At 44.3% G+C, this 20681-nt stretch carries 10 protein-coding genes and 1 pseudogene; all 11 read left to right on the plus strand.

Annotated elements, in window-relative coordinates:
* Window positions 1-148: 148 nt before the first annotated feature.
* The 11 genes and pseudogenes from ACQ86K_RS05720 (at window position 149) to ACQ86K_RS05770 (ending at window position 20642) form a co-directional block, all read left to right on the plus strand.
* On the plus strand, window positions 149-1084 hold the full coding sequence (locus tag ACQ86K_RS05720) for a ring-cleaving dioxygenase (RefSeq protein ID WP_091172453.1): 936 nt from the start codon (window positions 149-151) through the stop codon (window positions 1082-1084).
* Window positions 1085-1160: 76 nt separating this feature from the next.
* Window positions 1161-1715 carry an alpha/beta hydrolase gene (locus ACQ86K_RS05725; protein WP_431199967.1) on the plus strand — a complete coding sequence of 185 codons (555 nt, stop codon included), beginning with the start codon at window positions 1161-1163 and terminating at the stop codon, window positions 1713-1715.
* Window positions 1716-1988: 273 nt separating this feature from the next.
* Entirely contained in the window at window positions 1989-2564 is a 576-nt protein-coding gene (locus ACQ86K_RS05730) for an RNA polymerase sigma-70 factor (protein ID WP_431199968.1), read from the plus strand.
* Window positions 2565-3020: 456 nt separating this feature from the next.
* Window positions 3021-4094 (plus strand): FecR family protein, encoded by a 1074-nt coding sequence (locus ACQ86K_RS05735; RefSeq protein ID WP_431199969.1) that lies wholly within the window; start codon window positions 3021-3023, stop codon window positions 4092-4094.
* 268 nt (window positions 4095-4362) lie between these two features.
* A complete protein-coding gene (locus ACQ86K_RS05740) occupies window positions 4363-7713 on the plus strand; it encodes a TonB-dependent receptor (protein ID WP_176844539.1) in 3351 nt (1116 codons plus the stop codon).
* A 53-nt stretch (window positions 7714-7766) separates the two neighbouring features.
* Window positions 7767-9260 (plus strand): RagB/SusD family nutrient uptake outer membrane protein, encoded by a 1494-nt coding sequence (locus ACQ86K_RS05745; protein ID WP_091172437.1) that lies wholly within the window; start codon window positions 7767-7769, stop codon window positions 9258-9260.
* A 176-nt stretch (window positions 9261-9436) separates the two neighbouring features.
* Window positions 9437-12208 carry an alpha-L-rhamnosidase gene (locus ACQ86K_RS05750; protein WP_091172434.1) on the plus strand — a complete coding sequence of 924 codons (2772 nt, stop codon included), beginning with the start codon at window positions 9437-9439 and terminating at the stop codon, window positions 12206-12208.
* Between the two features lie 14 nt (window positions 12209-12222).
* A complete protein-coding gene (locus tag ACQ86K_RS05755; RefSeq protein ID WP_256337509.1) occupies window positions 12223-13383 on the plus strand; it encodes an acyltransferase family protein in 1161 nt (386 codons plus the stop codon).
* Between the two features lie 22 nt (window positions 13384-13405).
* Window positions 13406-15676, plus strand: coding sequence for a beta-N-acetylhexosaminidase (locus ACQ86K_RS05760; RefSeq protein ID WP_091172431.1), 2271 nt, complete (start codon window positions 13406-13408; stop codon window positions 15674-15676).
* Between the two features lie 509 nt (window positions 15677-16185).
* On the plus strand, window positions 16186-18489 hold the full coding sequence (locus ACQ86K_RS05765) for a glycoside hydrolase family 3 N-terminal domain-containing protein (RefSeq protein ID WP_176844538.1): 2304 nt from the start codon (window positions 16186-16188) through the stop codon (window positions 18487-18489).
* Window positions 18490-18498: 9 nt separating this feature from the next.
* A pseudogene (locus ACQ86K_RS05770) lies at window positions 18499-20642 on the plus strand (GH92 family glycosyl hydrolase).
* The last annotated feature ends 39 nt before the right edge of the window (window positions 20643-20681 follow it).

The following is a 20681-nucleotide window of genomic DNA, read 5'->3' on the forward strand; positions in this document are numbered from 1 at the left end:
GCCGAAAGGCGGATAATGAAATCGTTTAATAATAAAAAAACACTCCCCCGTTTTTCTTATCCTACATCAAGTGCCGCCGGTGATTTTGACCGTAATTTTGAGTCATAATAACACAGCAAATATTAAAATATTTAAAACAAGGAAAACAATGGAAAACACTATAAACGGCATTCATCACATCACTGCAATTGCAGGCAATGCCAAAAAAAACTATGATTTTTATACCCGTGTATTGGGCTTAAGGTTAGTTAAAAAAACTGTAAACTTTGATGATCCCGGTACCTATCACTTATATTATGGCGATGGCAATGGTACTCCCGGCTCCATCCTTACTTTCTTCCCATGGGAAGGTATCACAGCAGGTCGCCGGGGCGCAAGGCAGGTAACTGAAATTGGTTATTCGGTACCTGAAGGTAGTTTAGATTTCTGGTTGAAAAGGTTTGAAGACAACAATGTGATCTACAACAAACCGGCCGAAAAATTTGGTGAGCAGTATCTTACTTTCCTTGATCCTGATGGTTTGAAATTTGAGCTTATCGTTCCTAAAAAAGCCGATAACCGCACACCATGGGAAACTGCCGAAGTAACCGCTGCCAATGCAACCAAAGGTTTTCACAGCATTACCATTACATCAAATAAAATTGAGGCTACAGCCAAAATATTAACCGGTGTATTAGGCTATCGCTTACTGGAACAACATGTTAACCGCTACAGGTTTATTACCGATGCTGTCGACAATGCAGCTATAGTTGATTTGGTGGAAGTTCCGGGAGAAGTTGCCGGTCATGTAGCAGGTGGTTCTGTTCACCACGTAGCATTCCGTGTACCAAACGAAAAAGTATTGATGGAATACCGTGAAAAGATAGCCAACCTTGGCTTGCATATCACCGACAAAATAGACAGAAATTATTTCTACTCATTATACTTCCGCGAACCAGGTGGTGTTTTGTTTGAGATAGCAACCGACAACCCAGGCTTCGCGGTTGATGAACCAGCCGAATTATTGGGCACAGGTTTAAAATTACCTGCACAGTATGAAAACCTGCGCGGCGAGTTGGAAAAAACATTACCATCATTAGTTTAATCAAACAGATGTACAGGCACACAAAACAGGTTGTTTCGGCGGGAGTTCCCGCCGAACAGGCCAAAAAGCCATCATTATGCTGCATGGCCGCGGCGCATCGGCAAGCAGCATTATCTCGCTTAAAGATCATCTCGAATTAGATGGTTACGCTATCTATGCGCCACAGGCCAATCAACATAGCTGGTATCCCTACAGTTTTATGGCCCCGGTGCAAAATAATCAACCGGCACTTGATTCGGCCCTTGAAGTGATTGACGAACTGGTTGAGGACCTCAGGCAAAAAGGAATAGCAAAGGAAAATATCTATTTCCTTGGTTTTTCGCAGGGCGCATGTTTAACGCTTGAATATACCGGCCGAAATGCCGGCAGGTACGGCGGGATTATCGCTTTCACCGGCGGATTGATAGGAGAGGAATTGGTTAAGGGAAACTATAAAGGCGATTTTAACAATACCCCGGTACTGGTCACCACTGGCGACCCCGACCCGCATGTACCGGTTAGCAGGGTTAATGACAGTGTTGAAATATTAAAAGAATTAAATGCAGATGTAACCCTCAAAATATATAAAGGCCGCCAGCATACTATTTCCCATGAAGAAATTGTGTTGGCAAACGAAATACTGAAGAATTGATTGTTTTCAAAGTTGAGTGTTTAAGAGTGGAGAGCTGCCCGGAGGGGCGGCTCTCTTTTTTGCCGGATAGCATTGACCAACCTGTATAATAAATAAGTTATGCCTATGCTTTTGATAACCTTTGGGTTATTTTATATTAATAACCGATAGTTTGAAATGATGGTTAAGTGATTCATAATTAGCGTATAAGCTTATTTTTACTTTTTAAATATATTAAATTAATATTTAAGTAATTTTAGCCTTTGTTTCCCGGACGAACTTAATTAGTAAACTATGCCCGACAAAATTGTGATGAGCGATATGCAGCTCATTAGCCGGTTAAAGGCTGATGATGAAGCGGCGCTTACCATGATTTACAGGAGATATTGGGCTTCACTTTTTAAAGCGGCTTATAATATCTTAAAAGACAGGCAGGCATGCGAGGATATTATCCAGGAACTGTTTATTAAGCTTTGGGATTGCCGGGCCGAAGTGGAGATCAATATATCGCTTAAAGCCTATCTGTATGCATCGGTACGTTACGGGGTTTACAGGCAAATCCGCACAGGTACGCCCGTAAGAAGCGAGATTTTTGACGATCTGATTGAGCGCCTGCACACCCCAGCTACCCACAACACCATTGAGCACAAAGAACTGCTACTGCAAATAAACCAGGTGATTGATACCCTGCCCGAAAAATGCCGGGAAGTTTACAAACTGAGCCGCGAAGAATGCCTTAGTCATAAGGAAATAGCCCTGCAGCTAAATATATCCACTAAAACCGTCGAAAATCATTTAACCAAAGCGCTTCGCCAGTTGCGCGGCTCGTTAGGCTCCGCTTTTATCCTGGAAGCGTTGATGTTTTTTTAGATAAATAGCATCAAATGAAATCTTATCTATTTAAAAATGTAAGATATTTATTGCCGTTGGTTTTAACCAACGGTGAAATAATTCTAAAAGTCTGGCTTTAGCCCAATTATGCAGGTGGGTTTAGGCTAAAGCCCTCTTTATCGCTATTTAATATTCCGTTGGTTAAAACCAACGGCAATGAAAATTCTATTGAGTGATTAGATATTCTGATTGTTTTTAAACAGCTTTTTGCTGGATTTTTTGGGGGAATAATTGATTTTTCGGCTAACATTCGTTTGTTAAAGCTTATTCATAAAATATTTTAATTTTTTTCATTTCGACGTAGGGGATACCCCCGTTTTTTTACTCTCCTTATCAAAACCACATTTGTGCAAAAGGAAGAATTTTTACAACTGATAGATAAATACCTGGCCGGGCAGGCAACTGCTGCGGACAAGGAACAGTTGTTGAATTTTTTTGAAAGCTTTCAGGGTGATACCGACGAGATGGGACGAAATAGTGCTTGGTGTAAAGCAGGAACTGGAAGACCGCATGTTAACTAATATCAGGCAGGCGATAGCCGAGCCGGCATTTAACGCGCAGCCCCGGGTTATAAAGCTGCACTTTTTCAGAAATGTGGCCGCCGCAGCTATCATATTGCTGCTATCGGGTACTGCTGTTTATCATTGGTGTATTAAACATGAACAGCAAAAACTGGTGGCTCAAAGCAAAGCAATTGAAAAACATGACGTTGAGCCTGGCGATAACAGGGCTGTTTTAACCCTTGCCAACGGCTTCAAACTGATACTGGACTCGGCTAAGATCGGCTTGCTGAATCAATCGGGTAACATCAGCATTAATAAAACGCAGGATGGGCAGGTGGTTTACACCGCAGATAAGGACCAACAGCAAAATGGACCGGTTGCCTATAACATCATTAGCACCCCCAGGGGCGGTCAGTACCGGGTAGTGCTTCCTGATGGTTCAAAGGTTTGGCTTAATTCGGCCTCATCTTTAAAATTCCCTACGGCATTCACTGGCAATGAACGGGATGTTGAACTCACCGGTGAAGGATATTTTGAAGTGGCCAAAAATAAAGCGAAGCCTTTTAATGTAAGGGTTAAAGACATTAAAGTAGCCGTACTTGGTACGCATTTTAATATTATGGCCTATAATGATGAGGCCGCTGTTAAAACCACCCTTCTTGAAGGATCAGTGAAATTAACACAGGGTAATATAAGTAATTTACTAAAGCCCGGTCAGCAGGGCATTATAAATGATAAAAACATTAAAATTATTGATGTTGATACCGACGAGGCGGTGGCCTGGAAAAATGGCTTCTTTGACTTTGAGCGGGCAAACATACAAGATATTATGAAGCAGCTTTCGAGGTGGTATGGTACCGAAGTAATATACGAAGGTAAAATACCTGATGATGAGTTTGTAGGTAAGATCAGCAGGGATGTAAAACTATCGCAGGTATTGCACATCCTTGAATTAAGCCACGTGCGTTTTAGGATTGAGAACAAAAAAATAATTGTTACGCCTTAAATACCGGCAGCTGATTTTTAACTGCTAAACCCAAACTATGAAGAAACACTGACGATATAATCTCAAAATATTCCAACCTAAGCTCCCCTTATCTAAATCAAAGAAAAGCCGGAAGCGCTGCAACGCTTCCGGCATAATGAATTGGATCAAGCTTTCCTGAGTTTTCAATAACAGATTTTTTTAACCCAAACATCACGAAGTTATGCATTTAAACTTTACTGGTAAAGTATTTAGTGCCTTTGGTACACATTCAAAACTGTTTTTGACGATGAGATTAACCGTCTTATTACTAACTCTCGGCTGCCTCCAGCTAAGTGCTAAAAGTTTTTCACAATCCATAACCCTGAATGCGAGGGGGATAGCACTTGATAAAGCTTTTAAAGCAATTGAAAAACAAAGCGGCTATTATTTCTTTTACAGGTATAAAGATATTTCAAAAACCAAACCGGTTAATCTTTCACTAACTAATGCTTCATTACAGGAAGCGCTGCAGCAATGCTTTAAGGATGAGCCTTTAACGTATGTTATTGATGATAAAAATATTATTGTAAATAAAAAGAAAACGCCCGATGTAAGCACTGCCCAGGTACCCATAACCATAAGCGGTATTGTGGTAGATGATAAAAATCAGCCGTTACCGGGTGTTAATGTTAAAGTAAAAGGCACCAATGTTGGTGCCATAACCGGGGTGGACGGTAAGTATTCCCTAAATGCCGAAGATAATGCAGTTTTGGTATTTACATTTATCGGTTTTCAAACCAAAGAAGAACCGGTTAATAAAAGAACAACTATCAACGTTGTTTTAAGTGAAGATAACAAGGAATTAAAGGAGGTAGTTGTTGTAGGTTACGGCAACCAGGAGCGTAAGGATGTAACGGGTGCTGTTGGTTCGGTAAAAATGGGCAATATCAAAGAGATCAAAACAGCGAGTCTTGATTTGAAACTGGCCGGCCAGCTTGCGGGCGTAACCGTAAACCAGGTAACCGGTACTCCGGGTGGTGGTGTTTCTGTAAATATACGCGGCGCCGGTTCAGTAGGTGCCGGTGATGATCCTTTATATGTAATTGATGGATTCCCCATTTCTCCGGGGTTTGATCAATATCAAAATCCTTTAAGTACCATCAATCCCGACGATATAGAAAATATCAGTGTATTGAAAGACGCTGCTTCTACAGCTATTTACGGTTCGCGAGGGTCAAACGGTGTTATTTTGGTCACTACCAGGAGGGCGAAAAAAGGCGAGTCGTCAGTAACGGTAAATACTTCAACAGGTGTTCAAACCATATTGCCCAAAAGCAAATTAAAAATGATGACCGCCGAACAATACGCGCAGTGGCGTATTGAAGCTTTGCAGGATCTGGATAAAGTGAACGGAGTGCCATTCAGCATGAATCAGGTGCCTGAGGCGTTCAGGAATCCAAAAGCACTTGGCAAAGGTACTGATTGGTATGATGCAGTTACCCGTAATGCGCCTATGCAAAATTATGATGTTACTGTTTCAAATGGTACCGATAAAGTACGCTCTTTGTTTTCATTGGGATATTTTGATCAGCAAGGTACGGTGCTTAACACCGGATTCAGGAGATATTCGGTAAAAGTCAATATGGATGCCGATCTGTTTAAAAATGTTACGGCCGGTCTTAGCATCGCTCCAACTTACAGCCAGCGTAAATTACAACAAACAGACGGGCATTTTGACCAGGCTGTATTAAGCCAGGCCTATCTTGAAAGCCCGCTTACGCCGGTGAAACAGCCCGACGGTTCATATACCAATGTGGTAGGTTCGGAGGGAAACGGGAATATCGCAGGCACAGCACTTAACGCCAATCCGGTAAGTGAGCTGGTTAATACCACTAATAAGTATTCACAATTCCGTACGTTGGCTAATACATACGTTAACTGGGAAATAATTAAAGGCTTAGATGTAAAATCTACTTTTGGTATTGATTATCAGAATAGCAATGGCGATTACTTTCGCCCGTCGTTTTTAGGAAGCTTCCGCATTCCCAATAAGGACGGAAACCAGGTTAAAGCTATAGGATCATTTAATTCGTCTAATTCCTTCAACTGGCTTAGCGAAAACTCCGTAACCTACAAAAAAACGTGGGGCAGTCATACATTAACTGTTTTGGGCGACTATTCAATACAGCAGGAAACCAGCCACTATCGTTTAACCTATGGCACCGGTTTTCCCGACGATGTAGTCCGTTCGGTAAGGGCCGCTACCATTATCACAGCTAATGCCGGTGACGAGGAATGGAGGCTATTATCGCTGATTGGCAGGGTGAACTATGCATATAAGGATAAGTATTTATTAAGCGCCTCCATACGCCGCGACGGATCGTCAAGGTTTGCACCGGGGCACCGGTGGGGAACTTTCCCTTCAGTATCGGGCGGCTGGCGGATCTCTGACGAATCATTCTTCCCAAAAACAAATGTGATCGATCAGCTGAAATTCACAGCCAGCTACGGTCACGCGGGTAATAACAGCGTGGGTAACTACGACTATGTAGCCGCTGTAGACGAAACCAATTATACTTTTGGCGGAGCACTGGCTCCCGGAAAGTCAATTACGGATCTCGGTAATGCTGAAGTTGGCTGGGAAACAACCAAACAGTTTGATGTAGGCATGGACCTTTCGTTATTTAAAGGCCGGGTTTACTTAATTGCCGAGTATTATAACCGCTTTACCGAACGGTTACTGCAATATATACCCGTGCCGATAGCCTCGGGCTACGGATACGCGTTATCAAATGTTGGCAACGTGCGTAACCGCGGCTTTGAGTTTACGGTAACCACCAAAAACATAGTTAGCAAAGCTTTTAACTGGAGTACAGATTTTAATATATCGTTAAATCGTAATAAGGTTATAAGCCTTGGCCCTACACCTCAAATCTATGACGCGCCCCGGAATGACAACCCAACCAGTATTACACTGGTAGGGTTGCCGCTTGGGCAGTTTTACGGATATATTTTTGAAGGTATATTCCAAAGCCAGGCCGAACTTGACAAATACCCGCATTTTGAAGGTGAAAATGTTGGCAATATCAGGTATAAGGATGTTAATAATGACGGTGTTATTGATGGTAAAGACCAGGTACCTATTGGCAACCCCTGGCCTAAATTTACATTTGGTTTTAACAACCACTTCAGTTACAAACAATTTGACCTGAACATTATCTCGGCCGGCTCGGTAGGGGGGCATGTGTTTGATATGTACAAACAGTTTACAACCAATTTGGATGGTATTTTTAATGTTGAGCAAAGTGTTATAAACCGCTGGAGATCACCGGAGCAGCCGGGGGCCGGCATATTGCCTACTACTACTTCAAACACTGGCCTTGCCCGCGATTTTTATCCCTCATATTGGGTAGAGAGCAACTCGTATTTAATGGTGAAGAATATTGATCTCGGTTACAATTTCAAAACAAAATTCAGCAAAAACTTCAGGGTATACTTCAGCGCTCAAAATGCCATCCTGATTACAGGTTATAAAGGAGGCAGCCCCGAGGTCGGCATTGAGGGGCAACAGGGTAACCGTTCGTTATCACCCAATGTGAATTTTACAGGCTATCCTGTTTCGGCAATTTACACATTAGGTTGTAACGTGACATTTTAGTGGATACAGCGATTTTTGAAAACACAATTGAGCAACATTAAGAATCAGAAGACATGAAAAAAAACATATACCTTTTTCTTAGCCTCGCAGCTATTGGTTTTTACGGCTGTAAAAAGGATTATCTTAACCTGCAACCCACAGATACTCAAAACAGTGCCAACTTTTTTAAAACAAAGGCCCAGTTTGTTCAGGCTATTAATGGTGCCTATGCCCCTCTTCAGGGTTTATATAACGGGTCATTTTGGGCAATGGGCGAAATGCGGTCTGATAATACTTCATATGAATATGATCCTTACGATCGTTCAGGCAACAATAAGGAGGAGTTGGATGAGTTTCGCGAATTGAATAATAATGATATTGTGCAGGCGTACTTCAGCTCCTGTTTCACCGGTATCGGCCGCTGCAATGTTATCATCAATCGCTTGCCGGCTGCCAAGCTTGATGCCGCCACTACCGATACCATAGGAGGGCAAGCTTTATTTTTACGGGCGTTCAATTATTTTAACCTGGTACGTATGTTTGGTGATGTACCGCTGGTGCTTGTCGAGCCAAAATCGGTAGGTGATGCTTATGACCTGTCCACTAAGTCACCGGAAGCTGCTGTTTATACCCAGATCATCGCGGACGCCCAGGCCGCGATAGCTAAACTACCTGTAAAATACCAAACCACCGCTAATAAAGGCAGGGTAACCAAAGGTACTGTCGAAACCATGCTGGCCGAAGTTTATATGACCCAAAAGAAATTTGATTTAGCCATACCACTGTTACGCAGTGTTATATCGTCAGGGGCCTATAACCTTAACGCTAATTATGCGGATAATTTTGATATTGCTAAGGAAAACGGCCCCGAGTCAATTTTTCAAATTCAGTATATTGAAGGCCCTAACGGCCTGGGGGCTGATTTTATAGATACTTTCATCCCATGGGATTACTATGATAATGATGTTACCGGCTTTTACATCGGTAACAATGCTCAAAACGGCTGGAATATCCCTACTCAGGACCTTGTCAATGCCTATGAAGAAGGCGATAAAAGGAAAGATGCTTCACTGATAAACTTTACATCAGATGAGTACGGCATCGATCTGCCTTTCATAAAGAAGTATCAGAGCATCGGATCGGTACAAGGCATTACCGGCAACAACTTCCCGGTTTATCGTTATGCAGATGTTTACCTGATGCTTGCCGAGTGTTTAAACGAACAAGGCTTTGCAGCAGGTGGCGATGCTTTCAAATATCTGAACCTGGTTAGGCAGCGCGCGGGGCTTGAACCTAAATCAATGGGTAATGCCAATCCCGACTTGAACGTTACCAGCCAGGAGGAGTTCCGTGCTGCCATAGCACACGAGCGCCAGGTTGAGCTTGCGTTTGAAAACCACCGTTGGTTTGACCTTTTGCGCACCGGCAAGGCCGTTGAGGTAATGAAAGCACATGCTATCAGCGAACGGGCGTATAAAAATAGCTCATGGCAAATTAATTCTGCTGCCTATAGCAATATCCGCCTGCTGTTCCAGTATCCTTTAAATGAAGCAAACCTCGAACATTAATAATGTTACATGGCCAGGGTGAAACTTTTACCCGGCTATATTACGTTTATAGGTGTATATTGCGATGAACGCACATTTTGTGGGCAGGCTCGATGAAAAATTTCAGGTGCATATCAAAACAATATTGCTGTTAAAGTTTATTTAATAGCATGAACTATTAAAACCCCAAAAAAGGTATGTGTAAAAAGGTATGCACACGCGTTATTATATTGTTTTTTTCTTTTCTGCCAATAATTGTACAAGCACAAAAAGTGCCGCCTGTTCCTCCGCCGTTCCGGGTTGATAACCTGGTTTGTGAATACAAAATAAACCCCATCTCTGTCGACGATGCCGTTCCCCGTCTTGGTTGGAAACTAATAACCCGGGATCGCAACATTCAGCAAATTGCCTATGAAATAAGGGTAGGCAGTAATGCCGTATCCTTACTGAAAGGTAAAGACCTGCTCTGGACCTCGGGAAAAGTTAACTCCAATGAATCGCTGCATGTTTACTATGGCGGCCCTGCGCTCGCTTCACGTCAGAAAGTTTACTGGCAGGTACGCGTTTGGAATAACCGGCAGCAGGTTACCCCATGGAGCATGGTTAACTCATGGAAAATGGGCCTGCTTAAACCCGCCGACTGGAGCGCCAAATGGATAGAAAATAATTACCTGTCGGATACTACCGGTGGCCCATGCCCCATGTTCAGGAAAACATTTAAGCTTGATCATAAGGTACGTGCGGCGCATTTATACATTACTGCCCACGGTTTATATGAGGCGCAATTTAATGGTAAACGAATTAGCAGCGACTATTTTGCCCCCGGCTGGACGAGTTACAATAAACGCCTGCAATACCAGGTTTATGATGTAACTGCCGACCTGCTAAAAGGCGATAACGCTGTTGGCGTAACCCTTGGCGACGGCTGGTACCGTGGTTATACCTATAATCGAAAAAAGAATGTGTATGGCACCAAACTTGGTTTGCTTTTTCAGTTAGAGGTGGTGTACACTAACGGTAAACGGATACTCATTAATTCGGATAAAACCTGGAAGGTAGCTTATGGGCCGATCCGTTCATCATCATTTTTTGATGGCGAAGTTTATGATGCCCGCAAGGAGAAGAAAGGCTGGTCGACCATTGCTTACAAAGATTTAAACTGGGATTCGGTACGCACCGTTGATACCGTTAAAGAAAATTTAGTGGCCACATTTGGTCCGCCGGTGCGCAAGCACGAAATGTTTAAGCCGCTCAAAGTATTTACCACTCCTGCGGGCGAGCATGTGGTTGATTTTGGGCAAAACCTGGTTGGCTGGGTGCAGTTTAAATTAAAGGCAAAAGCAGGCGATACGGTAAAGCTGTTCCATGCCGAGGTTTTGGATCAGAAAGGGAACTTCTACACAAAAAACCTGCGTACAGCCAAACAGGAAAACGTTTATGTTTTTAAGGGCGATAGTATTGAAACATTCGAACCTCATTTTACCTTCCAGGGCTTCAGGTACCTGAAGGTTGAAGGATATGAAGGCCAGTTGGATTCGACCAATGTGGTTGCCTTTGCCTTGTACTCGGATATGGCGCAAACGGGTATGTTCTCTACCTCTAATCCACTCATTAACCAGTTGCAGCATAATATTCAATGGGGGCAAAAGGGCAATTTTATCGATGTACCTACCGACTGCCCCCAGCGCGATGAGCGTATGGGCTGGACGGGCGATGCTCAGGCTTTTTCCCGCACCGCTACCTTCAATATGGATGTGGCCGGATTTTTTACCAAATGGCTAAAAGATCTTTCGGCCGACCAGCATAAAAACGGCGCGGTACCTTATGTGATCCCTAACATGCTGGATAGCGCTTCGGCAGCAGCCTCAGGATGGAGCGATGTGGCAACCATTGTCCCCTGGAATATTTACCTGGCTTACGGCGACAAAAAGGTATTGGAAAACCAGTACCCAAGCATGACCGCCTGGGTGGGCTACATTACCCGGCATACCCGAAACGGCCTTTGGGACACCGGTAACCACTTTGGCGACTGGCTGTTTTACGCCGGCACCGACTACGAGGATGGCGCCGCCCTAACCGATAAAAACCTGATAGCGCAGGCTTTTTATGCTTATTCAACTCAGCTGGTTATTAATGCCGCTACTATATTGGGTAAGGAAGATGATGTTAAAAAATATACCGCGCTGTTAGCTGATATCAAAAAGGCTTTCCAGGCAGAATATGTTACACCTAACGGACGTATGATTTCGGGTACGCAAACATCATATGTACTTGCCCTGAACTTCGACCTGCTGCCCGAAAACCTGCGCGAATCTGCAGCAAAAAGGCTGGTAAACAATATTGAAGATTATGATGAACACATTACAACAGGCTTTTTAGGCACGCCGTATATCTGTCATGTGTTAAGTCGTTTCGGTCACACCGATATTGCCTATGACCTGTTGATGAAAGAATCATACCCTTCATGGCTTTATCCCGTAAAAAACGGGGCTACTACCATTTGGGAGCGCTGGGATGGCATAAAACCCAATGGTACTTTTGAAGACCCGGAGATGAACTCCTTTAACCACTATGCTTATGGCGCCATTGGCGATTGGATGTACCGGGTTATTGCAGGGATCAATACCGACGAGAGTAGCCCTGGCTTTCATAAAATAAATATCTTCCCGCATCCCGGCGGTAAATTGACCAATGCCAATGCCGAGCTGGAAACATTATACGGAAAGGTAAAATCGGCCTGGAGTATTGATAACGGCATTTTTACCCTTGATGTAATTGTGCCGCCAAATACTACTGCTACGGTCACTTTGCCGGCGGTTGATGGCCCGGTGACAGAAAGTAATATCGACATTAATACCAATAAAGATATCGCCAACATCAAACCGGCCGGCGGCGATATGCAGATGGATGTGGGCTCGGGTACTTACCAGTTCAAATACATTTTAAAAACCCATAAAAAAAATACCTAATGGTACTATAATACATGGCAACTATGGTAATCAATCAGCAGGAAGCGCTTAAAAACACAGGCACAACAAAGGCAAGCCGCCCAAGACTTTTGTCGCTTGATTTTTTCAGGGGATTTACCGTAGCTGCTATGATCCTGGTAAATGACCCCGGCGATTGGGGGCATATTTACTGGCCGCTTGAACACTCCAAATGGAACGGCTGTACCCCAACAGACCTGGTGTTTCCCTTCTTCCTGTTTATGGTAGGCGTATCTATCGTATATGCCATGGAAAGTAAAAAAGCGGATATAGCTAATCATAACAAATTGCTGTTATCCATCCTGCGCCGTACGCTGATTATCATAGCCCTTGGCGTTTGTTTACCACTGATCAACGATTTTCAATTCGCGCATCTGCGTTTTCCCGGTGTGTTGCAGCGCATCGGGCTTGTTTTTGGCATAACTGCCTTGCTGTACGTTAAAACCGGCATCCGTACACAGGTAATTATCGCTGTAAGCTGTTTAATAGGTTATTTTTTATTGATGACGCTGGTACCTGTACCGGGTTTTGGTACACCTAACCTTGAACCGGCAACCAATTTGGGCGCCTGGATTGACAGATCGGTATTTACCGAAAACCACCTCTGGAGCTCATCCAAAACCTGGGACCCGGAGGGTTTGCTTGGGACAATCCCATCTGTTGCTACCTGTTTGTTAGGTGTATTCACCGGTACCTGGCTCAAAATGGGCAAACTTAAAACCAGTGCTGATCTGCTTAAAATAATGGGAGCCGGCATCGTATTGATCATACTGGCTTTGATCTGGAATCCATTTTTTCCAGTTAACAAACAATTGTGGACAAGCTCATTCGTGTTGCTTACTGCCGGGCTGGCTATTAATATTCTTGCATTGTCATACTGGTTTATTGATATCAAAGGGAATAAAGCCCTGCTGCCGCCATTTTTAGCGTTCGGGCGTAATGCCATTGCTGCCTATGTTTTGGCCGATATTATCCCGGCTTTAATAGCTGCCATCCCGGTAGGTAAAACCAATTTATGGTCGTTCACTTATAATCAGTTATTTGTGCCATATCTCTCGCCCGAAAACGCTTCACTGGCCGGAGCTATCCTGACTGTGCTGATCATTTTTATCCCGGTTTGGATCCTCTACAAAAGGAATATTACCATTAAGGTATAATCTTTATTCATCATCTACCGAAATGAAGAAAACACCATTTTTTAAACATATTTTACTGTTCACCTCACTGCTTTTATTGGCAATAACGGTAAAAGCACAGTTTCATATCATCCCGCAGCCGTTAAGTTTAAAGGAAGGGAAGGGCAGCTTTATTTTAAGTAAGTCTGCCGTGATCGGGGTTAATAAAGAGACAGAACCAATAGGCAAATACCTGCAGGATTACCTTAATCAAAACTACGGCCTGCAAACAACGGTAAAAGTTTTTGAAAAGATCCCTGCCAAAACAGCCATCAGGTTAAACAATGTTTGGTCTAATGCTGAGAGTGCCTACACGATGAATGTAAACCCTGCATCGGTAAGTATCAGCGGCAGTGGGGCTGGTGTTTTTTACGGGGTACAATCACTAATTCAATTGTTGCCGACAGATAAAGCAGCACCCCTAAAAGTAACTACCTGTACCATAGCCGATCAGCCACGTTTTGGCTGGCGTGGCCTAAGCCTTGATGTAAGCCGCCATTTTTTTACGGTTGATGAAGTAAAAAAATACATCGACGTAATGGCACATTACAAACTGAATGTGTTTCATTGGCACTTAACCGACGATGAAGGCTGGCGCATCCAGATTGATAAATATCCGCGCCTTACCGAAGTTGGTGCCAGGATCAGCTACTATGCTAAACGGGGCGAATTCCGTAAGCTGGACAATCTGATAGATGACGGTCGCGACGGGTTTTATACCAAGGATGAAATTAGGGATGTGATTAAATATGCGCAGGACAGATTTGTGACGATCCTGCCCGAAATTGAAATGCCGGGCCATAGCGAGGCTGCTATTTTTGCTTACCCGCAACTGGGCTGCCAGGATTCGACAGGGGCTAAACACCGCGTGCGGATGCTTGACCCGAGTGAATATACTTTCAAATTTATGGAAGATGTGCTGACAGAAGTGATAGCACTGTTCCCGAACCAATACATTCATATCGGCGGTGATGAAGCTGAGATGGCCGATTGGCTCAAAAGCCCTACAGCAGTTGCACTCATGAAACGTGAGCACCTGAAAGACGAAAAAGAAGTACAGAGTTATTTTATTAAACGGATAGAAAGGTTCCTGCTGTCAAAAAATAAGAAGTTAGTTGGTTGGGACGAGATTTTGGAGGGTGGCCTTGCCGAGTCAGCGACAGTAATGAGCTGGCAGGGCGAAGCAGGAGGGATAGCTGCCGCCAGGATGCATCATCACGTAGTAATGACGCCGCTGCCATACATGTACTTTGATGCCCCGCAAGCCAATGAGGATCTGGAACCGATAGGCTGGAATCCGCCGGTTACCTGGCAAATGGTTTATAATTATGAGCCGCAGTCGAAAGAACTAACCAATGCAGAAGCGGAGTATATCTTAGGTGCCCAGGGCAATATCTGGAACGAAAAGGTGCCCAACGCGCAGCACCTGCAATACATGGTTTACCCCCGTGCCCTCGCCGTAGCCGAACTCACCTGGAGTCCGAAAAATGAAAAAGACCTGGAGCGCTTCGGCTGGAAAATGAAAAACCAGTACGGCCTGTTTAAGTTGTGGGATTTCAACGCCCGCCTGCCTGATATTGACGGCGTAGACAACGTAATTACCAATAAAAGCCGGTTTAAACTAACGCTGAGCTACCCGCTGAAAGGAGCTAAAGTACGTTATGCGTTAAACGGTAAAATGCCGGATGCCAATAGCGTGGCTGTACCTTTCCCGGTAAATATCAATGTACCCTTAAAAGACAGCATCGGTTTAAGAACCTTCACCACCTGGACATTGAATGATCAACACATTCGCCAAATGGCCAGCATCAGGCGGGTGAATATCAAGTCTGCACATGAAAAAGTTGCTAACCTCAAACCCGGAATGGCTTACGAGGTTTTTAAAACGAGGGAACGCGATATAGATAAGCTGGAAAATGAAAAGCCAACGGAAACCGGCGAAACAAGCCTGATTGTACCCGTTAAAATTGCAACCGAAGGTTTTATTAACTGGGTTAAAATTAAAGGTTTTATCAAAATAGACAAGGAAGCGGATTATGAATTAACTACCGGTTTTGAGGTTAGTCCTGCTTTGTTTTTGGATGAAGTACCGGTAATTAAACCCGGGCTGAACACTTATGTAGAACCGCAAAAAGCTCTATTACATTTGAAAAAAGGCATCTATGCTTTAAGCGGACATTACATGGCTGATAAAGCTAATGAGAATCAAACCCTGACAGAATTGAAGGTAGCCGGAGGGGAAAAGCTTTATTCTAAGTTTTATTTGATGCATTGAAGGGATAAAATCGGTTTCTATGCCGTTGTTGGTGACAACACCATAGGTGTACGGAAGATGCAGATCAGTTGAAATTATTGGTTTAAAAAACCATGTTATTGCGAGGAGGAACGACGAAGCAATCTCGTAGTTATACAGAGCGGACATGCATTGGCTACGAGATTGCCGCGCTACGCTCACGATGACACGCTCTTTAACGTCCTATCAGGGTCTCTCGCAGAGGACCCTGATGTCGACGCCACGCCGGTTCGCTGTTCTTTATCCTGGTAAATGTTTAGAACGCAAAGAACCTCAGGGTCCTCTGCGAGAGACCCTGAGGGAACATGATGAAAATATGCCGTTGTTGGTGTTGTCACCAACAACTCCTATGATTTTTATTTTCTGAAATGCCGCATGAAAAGTTGTTGGTGACAACACCAACAACGGCGAGGAGGACAAGCAACGATGCTTTGCATGTGGGAGACGCATGTGATGCGTCTCTACATTTGAAAATTAAATATCTGGATACTATGCAAAAGAAATTATGCCTGTTTACCGCGTTTGCTTTTGTAATTAACATCGGAGCCGCACAGGTTTATAAAGACCCCAAGGCACCTGTGCCTGTACGCGTGAAAGACCTGTTAAACCGTATGACGCTGGAAGAAAAGGTGGGCCAGATGAGCATGAACTCGTTAAAAGGCTCCATGCAAAACCCAATTGCTTATGGCGTTTGTGAAAGCCCTTTTACCAATATCAATGATATCGCCACGCTATCTGTAGCCGCAAAGAAATATGCTAAAGAAAAAACAAGACTTGGTATCCCGCCTATACAAATAGGCGAATGCCTGCATGGGCAACTGGCGGCAGGCGCTACCATCTTTCCACAGGCTATAGCGCAAGGCAGCACCTGGAACCCGGCGCTGATTGAAAAAATGGGTTCGATGATCGCTTATGAAGCGTCCTCGTCAGGAGTTGACCAGGCGCTTTCGCCTTTGTTCGATCTCATCCGCGACCCGCGTTATGGCCGTAATGAGGAATGTTATGCCGAAGATCCATATCTCGTGAGCAGGATGGGTACATCGTTTGTAATTGGGATGCAGGGTGATCCTTCACAAACAATAAACGGTATTGGTAAAGACAAAGTAATGTGCACGGCCAAGCATTTCGCGGCCTACAGCATCCCTGTGGCAGGTATCAATTTAGCCCCGGCATCAGTAGGGGAAAGGGAGCTACGGTCGATGTTTTTGCCGCCTTTTAAAGATGCCGTGCAAAAGGCAAATATTTACGCTGTAATGCCTGCTTACAACGAAATTGACGGCGTGCCTGCACATGCTAACCATTTCCTGCTGCAAACCATATTGCGGGAGGAGTGGGGTTTTAAAGGCTATGTTTTTTCGGACTATGAAGGTTTAAAGCATTTATACACTTTTCATCATATTGCTAAGGACGCCGAAGGCGCTGCTCCAATTGGCCTGAACGCCGGGGTTGACCTGGAAGCGCCTAGCCCCGATGTATATGATAAACTGATTGGCCTGGTGAAAAGCGGAAAAGTAAATGAAGCCCTGATTGATAGCGCCGTTGCCCGCATCCTTACTATAAAATTTAAAGCAGGTTTGTTTGAAAAGGCATTGCCCGATACATCAGCGCTAAAGAAACGGGTACACACCGCTGATCATATCGCCTTATCCCAACAGATAGCCGAGGAATCGATCATCCTGCTTAAAAACGATAAACAGCTTTTACCGCTCAATATGAACAGCCTGAAATCGCTGGCGGTTATCGGCCCCAATGCCAACGAGGTTCAGTATGGCGATTACAGTTCAACCCGCGACAGCCGCTCGGGCACAACAGTGCTTGATGGCATAAAACAGTTGGCCGGCAATAAAATAAAAATCAATTATGCTAAAGGCTGTGCCCTGTCGGGCCCGGACAAAAGCGGCTTTCCCGAAGCCGTCAAAGCAGCAAAAAACAGTGATGCCGTGATAGTGGTTTTGGGCACCACCAGCGTGGTATTCTCCGGCGTAGGCTGGGACGGGCATGCACCCGAAAGCGAGCCTAAAGACCCATTCACCTGCGGCGAAGGTTATGATGTAACCGACATTGATCCCGATGGGGTACAACGTGAACTGTTGCAGGCTGTTTATAAAACAGGTAAACCTGTAATTTTGGTACTGGTACACGGTCGGCCGCAAAGCATCAGCTGGGAAAAAGAGAATATCCCGGCTGTTGTGGAGGCCTGGTATCCCGGCGAAAGGGGAGGCAATGCCATTGCCAACATCCTGTTCGGCAAGGTAAACCCATCAGGCAGGCTTACGGTATCTATCCCGCAGTCAACCGGGCATATCCCGGTTTTTTATAATCATGTGGCATCCAACAAAGGTTTTTATCATAATCCGGGTTCAACCGAAAAACCGGGACAAGACTATGTTTTTTCATCGCCGGATGCGCTGTTCCCCTTTGGTTATGGATTGAGCTATACTTCATTTAAATACAGTAATCTGCAGGTATCGGCAGCGTCGTTCGGAAAAAATGAGACTATAACGGTTTCGGTAGATGTAACCAACAGCGGTGGCATGGCCGGTAAGGAAGTGGTACAAATGTACCTGGGCAATAAGGTAAATTCGGTAACTACGCCTGTAATGGCCCTCAAGGGTTTTGACAAGATCAACCTTAAACCCGGCGAAACCAAAACAGTTAAATTTACGGTAAAGCCCGAAGATATCGCTATCTGGAATAATCAAATGAAACAGGTAACCGAACCCGGTACATTTGATGTGATGATAGCACGCTCGGCCGAAGATGTTGTGTTAAAAAAGACAATTGAATATAAATAGTAAAAGGTCATGAAAAAGCTGATTGCCGTTTTATTAGTGTTGACTTTGGCTGTTGAGGTTAATGCGCAATCGTATAATAAATACGTAAACACCTTCATTGGCACTTCCGCAACCGGGCATACCTTTCCGGGCGCTACGGTGCCTTTTGGTATGGTTCAGCTTAGTCCTGAGACCGGGAATTTTGGTTGGGACTACTGCTCGGGATATCGTTATGAAGATAACGTGATCACCGGTTTCGCGCATACCCATTTAAGCGGTACAGGTGGTGTTGATTTAGGAGATGTGCTGTTTTTCCCTTTCAGGGCGATCAACCTCAAAAGTTTCAAAGCAAATTTTCTCATCAGGAAGAAAAAGCATCGCCCGGTTATTATGAAGTGATTTTGGGCGATAACAATATTAAGGCTCAACTAACTGCTTCTGCCCATACTGGTTTGCACCGGTATACTTTTACAAAAGCCGGTAAAGCACATTTGCTTGTTGATATGCAAAGCGGACTGGTTGATAGCCCGGAGCAATTGGCTGAGCATGTTTCTGACGGGGAGATCACTATCGATAGCAAAATAACTATCAATGGTTATGCCTTCACCAGCCAATGGGTAGATAAAAAAGTATATTTCACGGCTGTTTTTAACCGCCCGTTTACCGGACAGCATTTTATTGATGGCGATAATAAACGCCGCTTAATATTGGATTTCGATCTGAAACCCGGTGAAACTATTGAAGCTAAAGTTGGGGTATCGGGCGTAAGTATTGCCGGTGCGCGTAAAAACCTGCTGGCCGAAACACAGCACAAAACATTTGAACAGGTAAAAACGGAAGCAGCCCGTACATGGGAAAATAATCTTGGTAAACTTAAAGCCGAAGGCAGCAAAAAAGAGAAAATAGCATTTTATACCAGCCTGTACCACGCCTTGATCCAGCCTAACAACATTGCGGATGTTGACGGTCAATATCGCGGAGCCGACAGCCTGGTGCACCGATCCGCTGATAAAGTTTTCTATTCTACGCTTTCATTATGGGATACTTACAGGGCCGCCCATCCACTGTATACTATTATTTGTCCTGAAAAAGACGGGCAAATGGTAGAGAGCATGTTACAACACAACGACGTGGCAGGTATGCTGCCAATCTGGACGCTGTGGGGTAAGGAAAGCTACGCCATGATCGGTAACCATGCCGTACCGGTAATTGTAGATGCCGCGCTGAAAGGGATTAAAGGTTTTGATCGGCAAAAGGCATTTGCTGCCATTAAGAACACGCTTACACATAATAAAAATCCAAAATACGATTGGAGCCTATATCTGCGTTATGGCTACCTGCCATCAGATACTGTAAAACGCGAAGCTGTTTCCCGTACACTGGAGGCCGCTTACGACGATTGGTGCGCCGCTCAATTAGCCAAGGCGCTGAACAAACAAAGTGACTACAATTATTTCATCAAACGATCTCTGTTTTATAATAGCCTGTTTGATAAAAGCACGCGCTTGATGCGTGGCCGAAAATCAAACGGCGAATGGGTACAGCCTTTTGCCAATTTAGATAGTGGCCAACTGGCTATTGGTGGTGACTATACCGAAGGCAATGCCTGGCAATATACCTGGCAGGTTCAGCATGATATTCCGGGTTTGATTAAACTCACGGGCGGCAAAAAAGCATTTTCGGGCAAGCTGGATTCATTGTTTACTATGGATTCAAAAGTGTTTGGAAAAGGCTCAACGCTTGATGTTACCGGGTTAATAGGCCAGTATGCACATGGCAACGAACCTAACCATCATGTGGCTTATTTGTACACGCTTGCCGGGAACCCTGCCAAAACACAGGAACTGGTAAGGCAAATTGCCGACCAGTTTTATATAAACAAACCCAATGGCCTCTCTGGCAATGATGACTGCGGACAAATGTCGGCCTGGTATATCTTTACTGCTATGGGTTTTTATCCCGTTAATCCGGCAGATGGCCGTTATGTTTTTGGTGCGCCGCTATTAGATAGGGTTAGCATTGCTTTACCTGGCGGCAAAAGTTTTGTGATAGAAGCAAAGGGGCTATCCGAAGAGAATAAATATGTGCAAAACATCAGCTTAAATGGTAAACCTTACCCCAAAGAATATATTACACATAAGGATATTATGAAAGGGGGAAGCTGGTATTTGTGATGGGTGATAAGGCGAAAGCGCCGGTGTTTTAAGGCTTTT

The sequence above is a fragment of the Mucilaginibacter sp. P19 genome, from assembly GCF_050632265.1.
GTDB classification, from domain to species: Bacteria; Bacteroidota; Bacteroidia; order Sphingobacteriales; family Sphingobacteriaceae; genus Mucilaginibacter; species Mucilaginibacter gossypii.

Coding starts and splice junctions, on each gene's coding strand:
- ACQ86K_RS05755 (WP_256337509.1), top strand. CDS start 12,223: ATGGCAACTATGGTAATCAATCAGCAGGAAGCGCTTAAAAACACAGGC.
- ACQ86K_RS05745 (WP_091172437.1), top strand. CDS start 7,767: ATGAAAAAAAACATATACCTTTTTCTTAGCCTCGCAGCTATTGGTTTT.
- ACQ86K_RS05730 (WP_431199968.1), top strand. CDS start 1,989: ATGCCCGACAAAATTGTGATGAGCGATATGCAGCTCATTAGCCGGTTA.
- ACQ86K_RS05720 (WP_091172453.1), top strand. CDS start 149: ATGGAAAACACTATAAACGGCATTCATCACATCACTGCAATTGCAGGC.
- ACQ86K_RS05750 (WP_091172434.1), top strand. CDS start 9,437: ATGTGTAAAAAGGTATGCACACGCGTTATTATATTGTTTTTTTCTTTT.
- ACQ86K_RS05760 (WP_091172431.1), top strand. CDS start 13,406: ATGAAGAAAACACCATTTTTTAAACATATTTTACTGTTCACCTCACTG.
- ACQ86K_RS05740 (WP_176844539.1), top strand. CDS start 4,363: ATGAGATTAACCGTCTTATTACTAACTCTCGGCTGCCTCCAGCTAAGT.
- ACQ86K_RS05765 (WP_176844538.1), top strand. CDS start 16,186: ATGCAAAAGAAATTATGCCTGTTTACCGCGTTTGCTTTTGTAATTAAC.
- ACQ86K_RS05725 (WP_431199967.1), top strand. CDS start 1,161: ATGCTGCATGGCCGCGGCGCATCGGCAAGCAGCATTATCTCGCTTAAA.